11 protein-coding genes and 1 tRNA gene are annotated in these 12,759 nt (G+C 71.1%); 2 read left to right on the forward strand and 10 right to left on the reverse strand.

The genetic code is table 11. From position 1 onward, the window contains the following. Nucleotide 1: 1 nt before the first annotated feature. From AC54T1_RS00440 to tmk, 6 genes are all read right to left on the reverse strand, one after another. A complete protein-coding gene (locus AC54T1_RS00440; RefSeq protein ID WP_496910629.1) occupies nucleotides 2–364 on the reverse strand; it encodes a VOC family protein in 363 nt (120 codons plus the stop codon). Nucleotides 365–688: 324 nt separating this feature from the next. After that, nucleotides 689–1,156 (reverse strand): hypothetical protein, encoded by a 468-nt coding sequence (locus tag AC54T1_RS00445; RefSeq protein WP_496910630.1) that lies wholly within the window; start codon nucleotides 1,154–1,156, stop codon nucleotides 689–691. A gap of 704 nt (nucleotides 1,157–1,860) precedes the next feature. Further along, a tRNA-Thr gene (locus AC54T1_RS00450) sits at nucleotides 1,861–1,936 on the reverse strand. Nucleotides 1,937–2,048: 112 nt separating this feature from the next. Further along, complete coding sequence (locus AC54T1_RS00455; RefSeq protein WP_496910631.1) at nucleotides 2,049–3,695, reverse strand: alpha/beta hydrolase; 1,647 nt, start codon at nucleotides 3,693–3,695, stop codon at nucleotides 2,049–2,051. Nucleotides 3,696–3,752: 57 nt separating this feature from the next. Continuing rightward, nucleotides 3,753–4,889, reverse strand: a complete 1,137-nt coding sequence (locus AC54T1_RS00460) for a DNA polymerase III subunit delta' (RefSeq protein WP_496910632.1) — start codon at nucleotides 4,887–4,889, stop codon at nucleotides 3,753–3,755. Next, the gene (tmk, locus tag AC54T1_RS00465) at nucleotides 4,886–5,533 is read right to left on the reverse strand and encodes a dTMP kinase (RefSeq protein WP_496910633.1); all 648 of its coding nucleotides are present in this window, start codon (nucleotides 5,531–5,533) and stop codon (nucleotides 4,886–4,888) included. The genes AC54T1_RS00460 and tmk overlap by 4 nt, the downstream gene beginning before the upstream one ends. 53 nt (nucleotides 5,534–5,586) lie before the next feature. Here tmk and AC54T1_RS00470 point away from each other — a divergent pair, with 53 nt between their 5' ends. Further along, nucleotides 5,587–6,300 carry an HAD-IA family hydrolase gene (locus AC54T1_RS00470; protein WP_484343366.1) on the forward strand — a complete coding sequence of 238 codons (714 nt, stop codon included), beginning with the start codon at nucleotides 5,587–5,589 and terminating at the stop codon, nucleotides 6,298–6,300. Nucleotides 6,301–6,362: 62 nt separating this feature from the next. Beyond that, a complete protein-coding gene (locus AC54T1_RS00475) occupies nucleotides 6,363–6,587 on the forward strand; it encodes a hypothetical protein (protein ID WP_484343367.1) in 225 nt (74 codons plus the stop codon). A 15-nt stretch (nucleotides 6,588–6,602) separates the two neighbouring features. On the opposite strand, the gene AC54T1_RS00480 is transcribed toward AC54T1_RS00475, so the two are convergent. The 4 genes from AC54T1_RS00480 to AC54T1_RS00495 all read right to left on the reverse strand — a co-directional run bounded on the left by AC54T1_RS00480 (nucleotide 6,603) and on the right by AC54T1_RS00495 (nucleotide 12,752). Next, the gene (locus AC54T1_RS00480; protein WP_484343368.1) at nucleotides 6,603–7,685 is read right to left on the reverse strand and encodes a Gfo/Idh/MocA family protein; all 1,083 of its coding nucleotides are present in this window, start codon (nucleotides 7,683–7,685) and stop codon (nucleotides 6,603–6,605) included. Then, entirely contained in the window at nucleotides 7,682–8,692 is a 1,011-nt protein-coding gene (locus tag AC54T1_RS00485; RefSeq protein WP_484344228.1) for a Gfo/Idh/MocA family protein, read from the reverse strand. Before AC54T1_RS00485 ends, AC54T1_RS00480 begins: the two co-directional genes overlap by 4 nt. 171 nt (nucleotides 8,693–8,863) lie before the next feature. Continuing rightward, the gene (gene topA / locus AC54T1_RS00490; RefSeq protein ID WP_484343369.1) at nucleotides 8,864–11,677 is read right to left on the reverse strand and encodes a type I DNA topoisomerase; all 2,814 of its coding nucleotides are present in this window, start codon (nucleotides 11,675–11,677) and stop codon (nucleotides 8,864–8,866) included. Nucleotides 11,678–11,816: 139 nt separating this feature from the next. Beyond that, nucleotides 11,817–12,752: a phosphatase PAP2 family protein gene (locus AC54T1_RS00495; RefSeq protein ID WP_496910634.1), complete on the reverse strand. Its 936-nt coding sequence runs from the start codon at nucleotides 12,750–12,752 to the stop codon at nucleotides 11,817–11,819. Nucleotides 12,753–12,759: the final 7 nt, after the last annotated feature.

The following is a 12,759-nucleotide window of genomic DNA, read 5'->3' on the forward strand; positions in this document are numbered from 1 at the left end:
GTCAGCGCCCGGTGATCCGCAGGTAGTAGCCGTCAGGGTCCAGCACTCGGAGGTCCGCCTGACCCCAGTGGCGCTCGGTGACATCCGTATCCAGAGGCCAACCGCGTTCGACCAGATGCTGCCTCTCTGCCAGGAGGTCATCCACCTCGAGAATGAGCTCCACACCCGAGGGAGGGCGGCGTACCGAAGGGTCGACGCGTTCTCCGGTGCTGGCAAGGCTGATCACGACGGTGTCTCTGCGAACCGTCACGAAGTCGAACTCCGGCCGGGCGTCATGCTCGACGTCGAAGCCAAGACAATCGCGGTAGAAGTCGACCGAGCCGTCAAGGTGGGTGCAGAAGAGTTCGAACCGTGAAGACATCATGCGCAAACGGCCTCCTGCATCGATGGGTGGTCTTTTCGGGGGCACTGGGTACCACCATGGGCACCAGGCTCCCGAGGGAACTTCCGGGGGCCGTTTCGGCCCACACAAGCCCCCTCCAACGCAAGAGTGCCCCCACCTTCAGGACGCTCTCCGAGACCTTCTCACTCATCTCCCCCACACGAGGAACTACACCTCGTCGTCGAGGTCGTCCGGGTCGTCGTCGTAGACATCGCCATCCGCGGCTTCGTCGATGGCGCTCGCAGCCGGAGCCTCCTCGTCACCGCCGGCCCACGGCAGCATTCCGACCGCGGGAAGGCCCCGAATCTAGCCGTCTTCGTCTGGCCGCAGCGGCCATACGTCGAGACGGTAGAACTCGAATGGGGGCTCGCCCTCTTCGGGGCCGGTGCTGTCTGGGTCGACATCCCGCCCTCGGGCAGCGACCCGTAGCACAAGCGGCCCGGGACCAGGTGAGATGTCACCTGTCCCTGGGCCGTCCAGCATGCTCCGCACGCCGAACTCCGCCGGAGGGTTTCTCAGGACGACTTGTGCGACGTCGTCCCACTCGTCGACGTTAAGCGGTCCGGGCTCTTGGCCGCTGTGGTAGTCCAGAGAGACGGCGCCCATGAAGACACCTGTCCGCAACCAGGCTGCGTCGCCGTTGGGTCCGACGGTCACGAGGCCGTTCTCGCTCCAGGTGAAGTCGGGCGACTCCTCGGACATCATGCCCTCTGCTAGGCCGAGATAAACCATGTGGTGAAAGGCCTCGGGATTGATCCTGCCGGTCCGGTTCACTCGCTCTCCTTCGCTCGGCATGCCCCAATTGACACTAGCGCAGCGAGGGTCACCATCACCGTCTCATTCGCAGGCGGTCGTTTTCATGCTTGCGCGTTGTCGCTCGATATGCGCTCTGAACTGCGAGAACAGGACGCCGGACGCGTCGGCGCCATCCGTTGATTCTCGTTCGATCGCGTTGATTCCGGTGGGTAAGCGGCGGGTCCCACAGTCGCCCTTTGCGGACTCCCTGCGGACTAGGCCCAACCACCTGCAGGCGCCCAGCCTTTCGGCACGGAGCGCCCGTCCTTGTGCCCACAGACGCGGGATCCCGGCGTCGATCACGTCCACCCTGGGCAACCTCGGCAGCACGCTCTACCAGAAGGGCAAGGACGTCATCCAGGGCTTCCTCAACGGGGCCGGGTCCTCTCCTGTCCACGGAGAAGGACGCCTTGATCTTCCCAGGGATGCCCGAGAAGAACGAGGTGATCGCACCCCAGTTCGTGACGATGAGCCCGAGGGGGTGTAGGACCAGACGGTCAGCATCGCAGCTGGGCACTCGTCGTCGAAGATCACCGAGCGCCACTACGTGCAGGTGCGGGAACTCGCCCCGGACTACCGCGTCGTCCTCGAGCGGTTCTCCGAGTGAAGCGGTGGGTTTCCGGTGGGTGAGCCGCCCGGAAACGACTGCAGGCCAGACCCTTTGTGGGTCTGACCTGCGGTGATGGAGCCGCCTATCAGAATCGAACTGATGACCTTCTCATTACGAGTGAGACGCTCTACCGACTGAGCTAAGGCGGCCGGTCGTCACGCGGACTGCGGCGTGCGCCGCGGACCTGTGTGAAGAACCGCGCTCACTCTACATAGCCGGAGGCCCAGTCACCAAAGCGGGTGCCGGACGCGCGTGCTGGGCTCAGCAGACGAGCCCGTCCGGCGGGACGATGTCGTCGACGAAGTACTCGTCCACGGCGTTGAGGATGCAGTCGTTCGACATGCCGTACGCCGTGTGGCCCTCCCCCTCGTAGGTGACGAGGACGGCGGACTCGAGCTGGTCCGCGAGACCCTGGGCCCACACGTACGGGGTGGCCGGGTCGTTCGTCGTCCCGATGACGACGATGGGCGCCGCACCGGGGGCGGAGAGGTCGAAGTCCTGCACGACCGCCGGGAACGGCCAGGTCGCGCAGGTGAGGCCTCCGTACCCGAAGAACGACCCCATGGTGGGGGCGGCCGCCGTGATCTCGGCGGCCTCGGCGTCCATCGTCGCCCGGTCGGTGGACCCGCGGGAGTCGAGGCAGTTGATCGCCCGGAAGGCCTCCCCCTGGTTGTCCGCGTACGTGCCGTCGTCGTTGCGACCGTTGTAGTCGTCCGCGCTGTCGAGCAGCTCGGACCCGTCACCGGCGAACGCGGACTCGAGAGCGGTCGTGAGCGTCCCCCACAGCTGCTGCGAGTACAGCGGCTGGGCGATCCCGTAGAAGCCCGCCGTCTGCGTGAGCTCCCGCCCGTCCGGGTCGTCCGTGGGCAGCGGTGACGTGAGCAGTCCGTCGAGGAACGCCTGGATCTGCGCCATGCCCTCGTCGACCGTCCCCTTCACCGGGCAGCCCGCGTCCGTCTGGCAGTCCTCGACGTACGCACGCAGCGCGTTCTCGAACCCCACCGCCTGCTGCAGGCTCTGCTCGTGCGGCGTCAGACGCAGGTCGATGGCCCCGTCGAGAACCATCTTCCCGACCTTCTCGGGGTAGAGGCCGGCGTACGTCGCCCCCAGCTGCGTGCCGTAGGAGTACCCGAGGTAGTTGAGCTGGGGGTCTCCGACGACGTACCGGATGACGTCCATGTCCCGTGCAGCGCTCTGCGTGTCGACCTCACCGAGGATGACGCCCGTGTTGGCGAGGCACTTCTCGCCGAACTCCGTGGCGTCGGCCTCGATCTCGGCGAGGCCCGCGTCGTCGAGCGGGTAGGTCTTGGCGTTCGCCTCGTCCTTCTCCTCGTCCGTCAGGCACGTCACCGGGTTCGAGTCACCCACCCCGCGGGGGTCGAAGCCCAGGACGTCGTAGTTGTCGATGAGCGGCGCGCCCCAGATGAGCGGCACGTAGGTGACGAACTCCACGCCCGACCCTCCCGGGCCGCCCGGGTTGAGCAGGACCGTGCCCATGGGGTCGTTCGTGGAGAGGTGGCGCTTCGCAGCGAGGGGGAAGGACCCGGCGGACGGGTTGTCCCAGTCGATCGGCACGGTGATGTCCGCGCACTCGAAGCTGCCGCACTTCTCCCACGCGACGTCCTGCTCGTAGAACGGCAGAAGATCGTCCGGGATGTCCTCGTCCGGCCGCGGGCGGTCGCGCGGGTCGTCGGCGCTCGGTTCGTCCGTGGGCTCGGCGGTGACCTCGATGTTCGTCCGCGACTTCGGTGCCGGGTCTGAGCCGCACGCGGCGAGCAGGAGCGACGCGCCCGCGACGGCGGCCATGACCTGCATGGCGCGCGTACGCCCGCCGGCCCCGGACCGGGGTGACCCGCGCCCCACGGATGCGTCGTCGGGTGGCGTCAGGGCGTTCTCGGGTCGGGTCACAGGTCAAAACTAACGAATGAACCTGACAAATGAGAACGTGAACCCGGTCCGGGCGCGTCACCCCTGGGGGCGCAGCGCGATGGCCATCGCCTCGAGCGCGAGCACCGGTGAGACGTTCCCGGCGAGGCGGGTGCGTGCCACGCCGATCGCGTCCATGCGCCGCACGGTCTGCTCCGGGGTCGACTCCTCCGCGAGCGTCCGCACCGACTCCGCGAGCTCGGTGTTGACGAGGTCGACCTCCGCGCCGAGCTGCACGACGAGGACGTCCCGGTACAGGGACAGCAGGTCGATCATCGCGCGGTCGAGCACGTCGCGTTGGCGGCGCGTGGCGCGGCGCTTCTGGTCGTCCTCCATCTGCTTGACCTGGGAGCGCAACGAGGGCGGCAGGTTCTGTCCCGCCTCCGCGCCGAGCGACCGCAGCAGCTCCGCCTTCTCCGTGGCGTCCCGCTCCTCGGTCGCGGCCTTCGCCTCCGCCTGGGCGACCTCGACGAGCTCGCCGGCGGCGATCACGGCGTCCGGCACGCCCCGGATGCGGCGCGCGATCGCCAGGACCGACGAGCGCCGGTCCCGGGCGCCCGCATCGCGTGCCAGACGCCGCGCCAGACCGATGTGCGACTGTGCGGCGCGTGCGCTGGCGAGCGCGACGGCGGGCTCCACCCCGTCGCGGGACTCGAGCAGCGCGGCCACGGCCTCGACGGGCGGGACGCGCAACGACACCCCGCGGCACCGCGAGCGGATCGTCACCATGACGTCCTGCGGGCTCGGCGCGCACAGCAACCACACGGTGCGGGGCGGTGGCTCCTCGATCGCCTTGAGCAGGACGTTCGTCGTCCGCTCGGCCATGCGGTCGGCGTCCTCGACGATGATCGTCCGCCAGCGGCCCTGCGAGGGAGACCTGGAGGCGAGGGTGATGAGGTCGCGGACCTCGTCGATCGCGATCGTCACCTTCTCCGTCGCCACGACCGTGAGGTCCGCGTGGGTCCCGCGCAGGGTCGTCGTGCACGCCTGGCACACGCCGCAGCCGCCCGTCTCGCACTGCAGGGCCGCCGCGAACGCGCGCGCGGCGTTGGACCTCCCCGATCCCGGCGGACCGGTGAGCAGCCACGCGTGGGTCATCGCGGCCGGGTCCTCGATCGCGCCGCGGAGCGTCGCCACGGCGTCCTCCTGCCCGACGACGTCGTCCCAGACGCTCACGTGGCGCTCCCGGCCGGAAGCTCCAGACGCCGGGCGACCGCCGCACGGACGCGCGCCTGGACGTCGTCGAGCGGCAGTCCGGCGTCGAGCACGACCCAGCGCCCGGGATCCTCCGCCGCACGGTCGAGGAACGCCTGCCGCGTCCGGCGGTGGAACTCGTCGCCCGCCCGCTCCAGGCGGTCCGGGGAGCCGGTCAGCCGGCTCGACGCCGCGACGGGGTCGAGGTCGAGCAGGAAGGTCACGTGGGGCATGAGCCCCTGCGTCGCCCAGCGGGAGAGCTCCTCGACCTCCGCTGCCCCGAGGGAACGCCCGCCCGCCTGGTACGCCACGGAGGAGTCGAGGTACCGGTCGGTGATGACGACGGCGCCGCGCTCGAGGGCGGGCCGGACGGTCTGGGCCACGTGCTGCGCGCGGTCCGCCGCATAGATGAGAGCCTCCGCGCGGGGGTCCATGTCCCCGCCGTGCAGGACCGCCTGTCGGAGCACCTGACCGAGCTCCGTGCCCCCGGGCTCGCGCGTGAGGACGACCTCGCGTCCCGTCAGGCCGTGCAGCCAGTCCCCGAGGAGGCGCGCCTGGCTCGTCTTGCCGACACCGTCGCCGCCCTCGAAGGAGATGAAGTAGCCGCTGGGGGTGGGGTCGCTCACGATGCCACCCTAACCGGGCCCGTCCACACAGGGTTCACGCATAGGCTGGTCGGGTGGTGACACCAGGTGAGGCCTTCAGCGACCGCACGTTCGACGCCGTCCTGCTCGACATGGACGGGACGCTCATCAGCTCGATCGAGGCGGTGGACCGCAGCTGGTCCCTGTGGGCCGGCGAGCACGGGTTCGACCCCGAGACGTTCCAGATCCCGCACGGCACACCCGCGCGGGACATCGTCTCCGGGCTCCTGCCGCCGGAGGACGTCGACACCGCCCTCGCCCGGATCACGGCCATCGAGCTCGCGGACACCGGGGGCGTCGTCGTCCTCGACGGGGTCCGTGAGCTCCTCGAGACTCTCCCCCCGAGCCGCTTCGCGATCGTCACCTCCTGCACCCGGGACCTCGCCGTCACCCGCCTCGCGGCGACCGGGATGGACCAGCCGCTCGTCGTCGTCACCGCCGACGACGTCGCGCACGGCAAGCCGGACCCCGAGCCGTTCCTCCTCGGCGCATCCCGCCTCGGCGTGGACCCGGAGCGCTGCCTCGTCGTGGAGGACGCCCCGGCGGGACTCGCCGCGGGCCGCGCCGCCGGGTGCACGACGCTCGCCGTCGGCGGCACCCACGACCTGGCGGACCTCGATGCCGACGCGCACACCGACGGGCTCGGCAGCGTCCAGATCATCGCGTGCCCGGACGGCTCCCTCGCCGTCCTCGACGCCCCCGCCGTGCGGGAGACCGCCGCGGCCGGCGGCACGAGCAGGGAGGTCTGATCGTGTTCGGACGACGCCGCCCGAAGCCCACGACGGCGACGCCTGCGGGCAGGACGCGGGGCATGCGCATGACCGAGAAGCTCCTGCCGATCTTCGGCCCCGCCCAGGTGGGCAGCAGCACCGCCCCCGTGCGCCCGCCCAGCGAGGCAGAGGTGAACCGCGACGCGACGCTGCGCACCGAGCTCACCCGGGTCGTCGGGCCGGACGGACGCAGCTATGTCGTGTCCGCCCCCGCTGACGGGACACGGCCAGCACCACGCGCGCCGCACGACACGACCGACGCCTGACGGGGCGGGCCGCGGCTAGGGGCTGGGCCGCTCGTCCGGGTAGACGACCCCGAGCTGGGCACGGACGTCGTCCATGAGCACCATGAGCTCGAGCGTCTGGTCGAGCGTCATGCGGGGGCTCTCGGTGAGCCCCTGCGAGATGCACCGCGCCACTTCCGCCGCCTCGTACTGCTTGCCCCCGCCGAGGAGGGCGCCCGCGGCGTCGCGCGGCCGACCGTCGTACTCCTGGGTGGAGCCGTCTGCCCGCCGGAGCGTGAAGGTCGTCGGCAGGTAGTAGTCCGGTGCGATGTCGATGCGCCCGGTGGACCCGATGATGTGCGCGCTCGCGGGCGACGTCGCACGGACCGACGTGGTGAGCGTCGAGAGCGCCTCCTGCCCGTACCGCAGGACGATCGTCTCGTGGACGTCGACGCCCGTCGGGGCGAGCAGACCCGTGGCCCGGACCTCGTCGGGCACCCCGAGGACGTCCACCGCGAAGGCCAGCGGGTAGATCCCGAGGTCGAGCAGGGCGCCCCCGGCCAGGTCCGGGTTGAACAGCCGGTGCTCGGGGTCGTAGTCGACCTGCACGTTGAACCCCGCACGCACCTCGCGGACCTCACCGATGTCGCCGCGCGCGATGATCTCCCGGATGACGGCGACGTGCGGCAGGTGCCGCGTCATCATCGCCTCCATGCAGAACACGCCCGCGGCCCGCGCGGCGTCGACGACCTGGCGGGCCTCGGCGGTGTTGCGCGTGAACGCCTTCTCGACGAGCACGTGCTTGCCGGCGCCGATCGCGAGCAGCGCGTGGTCGCAGTGGTGGGAGTGCGGCGTCGCGATGTAGACAGCATCGACGTCCGGGTCGGCGACGAGCTCCTCGTAGGAGCCGTACGCCCGCTCGATCCCGTGCTTCGCAGCGAACTTCACGGCCTTGGCCACGTCCCGCGAACCAGCGGCGATGACCTCGCCCGCCGTGTAGCGCGCGACCTCGTCGGCGAACGACCCGCCGATGTACCCGGCCCCGAGGACCCCCCAACGGATCGCGGGAGCCTCCAGCGGGTCGGGGACCGCCTCGGTGACCGCAGCGAAGGATGACGGCGCGAGTGGTGTAGAGGTCATGGTGCGGTGCTCTCCCCGGGGTAGGTCAGGCCGATCTGCCGACGGACCTCGTCCATCGTGCGCATGACGTCGAGTGTGCCCTGCCACGTCATGCGCGGGGACTCCATCTCACCCGCGGTGATGCGCCGCGCGACCTCTGCTGCCTCGAACTCCAGCCCCTTGACCGCGGGACGCTCGTAGCTCGTCACGGACCCGTCGGAACGGATCACCCGGAACGCAGAAGGGGCATAGAACGCGCCGTCCACCTCGATGCGGCCGGCAGTGCCCGAGATCGACGCGGTGGTCGGCGTCCGGGACCACAGCGTCGTGTGCAGCAGCGCATGGACGTCGTCGGGGTACTCGAGGACCATCGAGACCTGGCCGTCGACGCCCGTCTCCGTGAGCTGTCCGAGAGCCGTGATCGAGGTCGGGACACCCAGGATGTCGTGCGCGAACGACACGGGATACACGCCGAGGTCCAGCAGGGCGCCGCCCGCGAGGTCGGGGTTGAACAACCGGTGCTCCGGGTCGGCGGCGAACGCCTGCCCGTGGTCGGCGACGAGGGAGACGACGTCGCCGATCTCGCCACGGGCCAGCACCGCGCGCAGCGCCGCGACGTGCGGCAGGAACCGCGTCCACATGGCCTCCATGACGAACACGCCCTGCTCGCGGGCCGCGTCGAAGATCTCCTGCGCCTCCCCGGTGCTGCGCGCGAAGGACTTCTCGACGAGCACGTGCTTGCCGGCCGCGACGGCGAGCAGCGCGTGGTCGCGGTGGTGCGAGTGAGGCGTCGCGACGTACACCGCGTCGACGTCCGGGTCCGCCACGAGGTCCTCGTAGGAGCCGTGCAGCCGCGCGGCAGCGGCGTCGGCCCCGAGGTTGGCCTCCGCGAACGCGCGGGCCTTCTCGGGGTCACGTGATCCGACAGCCACGACGCGCGACGACGTCGCGGTGGTGACGGCCCGCCCGAACGTTCCCGCGATGCCGCCGGCACCGAGGATCCCCCACCGGATCGCCGGAGCGTCCATCGGCGACGCGGCGCTCCCGGTGATGTCCTGGAAGGGAGCCGTCTGCGTGGTGGAGACGGACGCGGACGCCGAGGCGACCGACGGGTTCTGCGCGATCAGGGCGGCGTTGCTCTCTGTCATGCCCCAACGCTAGCGGAGGACCCCCGGCGAGGCCGCGGGCCGGACTGCGTGTCAGGCGGCCGGCGGCTTCTTGGCTGCGGCCTTCTTCGCCGGCGCCTTCTTCGCAGGGGCCTTCTTGGCCGGCGCCTTCTTCGCGGTCGCCCGCGTCGTCGTGCGCTTCACGGGGCCCTTGGCCCGCTTCTCCGCGAGGAGCTCGACCGCCTGCTCGTGCGTGATGCCCTCGATGGTCACGTCCTTGGGCAGCGTCCGGTTGGTCGCGCCGTCGGTGACGTACGCCCCGAAGCGGCCCTCCTTGATGACGATCGGCTTCCCCGACGTCGGGTCCTCGCCGAGCTCCTTGAGCGGCGGCGCCGCGGTCGCACCGCGACCACGCTTGGGCTGGGCGTAGATCTCGAGCGCCTCGTCGAGCGTGACGGTGAACATCGCCTCCTCGCTCGGGAGGGTGCGGGAGTCCGTGCCCCGCTTGAGGTACGGCCCGTACCGCCCGTTCTGCGCCGTGATCTCGACGCCGGTCTCCGGGTCGGTGCCCACCACGCGCGGGAGGGACAGGAGCATGAGGGCGTCGTCGAGCGTCACCGTCTGCACGGACATCGTCTTGAGCAGGGACGCGGTCCGCGGCTTCGGCAACGCGGCCTTCGCCCGCTTGAGCGCGGCCGCCGAGAGCCCTTCCTCGAACGTCGGCTCGGGGAGCAGCTCCGTGACGTACGGCCCGTACCGACCCGCCTTGGCCACGATGGTCGTGCCCGTCGCCGGGTCCTGGCCGAGGACGGTGTCCCCGTCGCCCTGCGTCTCGAGGAGCTCGCGCGCCTTCGCGACCGTGAGCTCGTCCGGCGCGACCTCGTCGGGCACGGACGCGCGCGGCGGGTTCTCGCCCTCCGCGACCTCGGCCGCCGTGTCCTCGATGTACGGGCCGTATCGCCCGACGCGCAGCGTGATGCCCTCACCGATCGGCACGGAGTTGATGTCCCGCGCGTCGATGTCGCCGAGGTGCTCGACGAGGGAGCGCAGGCCCGCGTTGGCCGGCGCGCCGTCACCGGCACCCTCCGCACCGAAGTAGAACCGCGTGAGCCACTCGACGCGCTCGGTGTCACCGGCCGCGATCGCGTCGAGGTCGGCCTCCATCGCAGCGGTGAAGTCGTAGTCGACGAGCGTGCCGAAGTGCTCCTCGAGGAGCCGGATGACGGCGAACGCCAACCAGCTCGGCACGAGCGCCTGCCCCCGGGACAGGACGTAGCCACGGTCCTGGATGACGGAGATCGTCGACGCGTACGTCGAGGGACGGCCGATGCCCCGCTCCTCGAGCGCCTTGACGAGGCTCGCCTCGGTGTAGCGCGGGGGCGCGGACGTCGAGTGACCGTCTGCGGCGAGGTCCCGGGACGTCAGGGCGTCGCCCTGGGCCATCTGCGGGAGCCGGACGTCGCCGTCGGACTTCTTCGCCTTCGGGGCGCCGTCGGTGTCCGTGTCGTAGCGCTCGGTGTCGCGGCCCTCCTCGTACGCGGCGAGGAAGCCGCGGAAGGTGATGACCGTGCCGGACGCCGCGAACACGGCGTCGGGCCGGGAACCGTCCGCGGTCGCGGTGCCGGTCACGCCCAGCCGCACCGACGCCGTCGATCCGCGGGCGTCGCCCATCTGCGAGGCGACCGTGCGCTTCCAGATGAGCTCGTAGAGCTTGAACTGGTCGCCGCTGATCTCGCGCGAGACCTGCGCCGGTGTCCGGAACGAGTCCCCGGCGGGACGGATGGCCTCGTGCGCCTCCTGCGCGCCCTTGTTCTTCGAGGCGTAGACGCGCGGGGCGTCCGGCACGAACTCCGGCCCGTACAGCTCCGCAGCCTGGCGCCGGGCGGCGTCCGTCGCCTGGGTGGACAGCGACGGGGAGTCCGTCCGCATGTACGTGATGTAGCCGTTCTCGTACAGCGTCTGGGCGGTGCGCATCGCCTGCCGCGAGGACATGCGCAGCTTGCGCGACGCCTCCTGCTGGAGGGTCGACGTCGTGAACGGAGCGGCGGGGCGGCGCGTGTACGGCTTGGTCTCGAGGCTGCGGACCTCGGCCGGCTGGTCGCTCAGTGCGGCGACGAGCGACGTCGCCGCGGCCTCGTCGAGGTGCACGACGCCCTTCGACGACTTCAGGCGCCCGGAGTCGTCGAAGTCGCGTCCGGTCGCGACCCGCTGGCCGTCCACCTGGACGAGCTTCGCGGAGAACCACTCCCCGGCGTCGTCCCCGGCGACCGTGGTGAACTCACCCGCGACGTCCCAGTAGCTGGCGGGCACGAATGCCATGCGCTCGCGCTCACGCTCCACGACGAGGCGCGTCGCGACGGACTGGACGCGCCCGGCGGACAGGCCCTGGCGGACCTTGCGCCACAGCACGGGCGACACCTCGTAGCCGTACAGGCGGTCGAGGATGCGGCGGGTCTCCTGGGCGTCGACGAGGCGGTCGTCGAGCTCGCGGGTGTTCTCGAGGGCGCGCTGGATCGCTTCCTTGGTGATCTCGTGGAAGACCATGCGCTTGACCGGGACCTTGGGCTTGAGCTCCTGGAGGAGGTGCCAGGCGATGGCCTCGCCCTCCCGGTCCTCGTCGGTCGCGAGGTAGAGCTCGTCGGCGTTCTTCAACGCACGCTTGAGCTCGGCGACCTTCTTCTTCTTGTCCGCGTAGACCTCGTAGTAGGGCTCGAACCCGCCCTCGACGTTCACGGCGAACTTCCCGAAGGGCCCCTTCTTCATCTCCGCCGGCATCTCGGACGGCTGGGGCAGGTCGCGGATGTGCCCGACGCTCGCCTCGACCTCGTAGTCGTCGCCGAGGTATCCGGCGATCGTGCGCGCCTTGGCGGGCGACTCCACGATGACGAGCTTGCGACCAGCGGACATTCAGAGCCTGCTTCCAGAACGACGGTGCGGAACGGGTCAGGGCGGACGACGATGGGCCGCACGCCACGAGCACGGGCTTTTCGAGGCCCGGTTTTGCAGCCTACGGCTTCCCGGCGGGGGCGTCACACCGGGCGGGGCGTCAGCGGGGACGGGCGACAGCCTGCCGCAGGGCGAGGAGCAGAGCGAACACGAAGGCTGTCGTGGCGACGACACCGCACGCCCCACCGACGTACGCGACGACCTCGGCGGTGCGGGACACCGACTCCGAACCAGACAGCACGGGCGCGGTCTGCCGGATCGCCCACGCGGCGGCGGCACCGGCGACGACGGCGCACATCGTCAGGACGAGCACCGCCCAGGCCGTCCCGGTGGCCCGCGGCCCGACCGCTGCGCGTTCCGCATCCGCCGCCACGTCAGCGGGGTCGAGCGCGGAGGGCAGCGAGACGCCGCACACGAGCGCCCCCCAGAACAGCACGACGAGCAGGGCTGCGATGACGTCGCTCGGACGGTGCCACTGCCCGACGAGCGTCGAGATGCCCGTCGCCGCGGTGTACGCCGCCCCGAGGACGGCGACCGCCGGCCGGGCGCGGCGGGGCACGGCGAGCACGAGGGCGATCGACACGGACCCGGCGACGGTCGTGTGCCCGCTGGGCAAGCTGTTGCTCAGGGAGTCCACACCGAGGTCCGGACGGTCGAGGACCCACTTCTTGAGCACCTGGGTGGAGATGTTCGCGCCACCGATGAGCACGGCGACCTGCGCGGCGAGCTGCCACCGTCGGCGCACGAGGGCGATGCCGCCGGCGATGACGACGCCGAGGACGACGAAGCCCACCGAGACCATGTCGAGGACCGACTCGGCGATCCCCCACAGCGTGTTCTGGCCGCGGGTGGCGCCCTCGAAGGCGAGCTCCTCGAGGCGCTGCCCGCGCACGTCCGCGACGAGGGTGCCCCACACGAGCACGAATCCGACGACGGCGACGGCACCGAGCACCACCGCCCATACGCGTCGGCCGCGCGAGACCCGGCGGTCTGCGTGGTCGGCCACGAGCAGCGTGGGGCGGGGGTCGGAGTTCACGGGTCCA

Source organism: Sanguibacter sp. Z41_6, assembly GCF_059621145.1.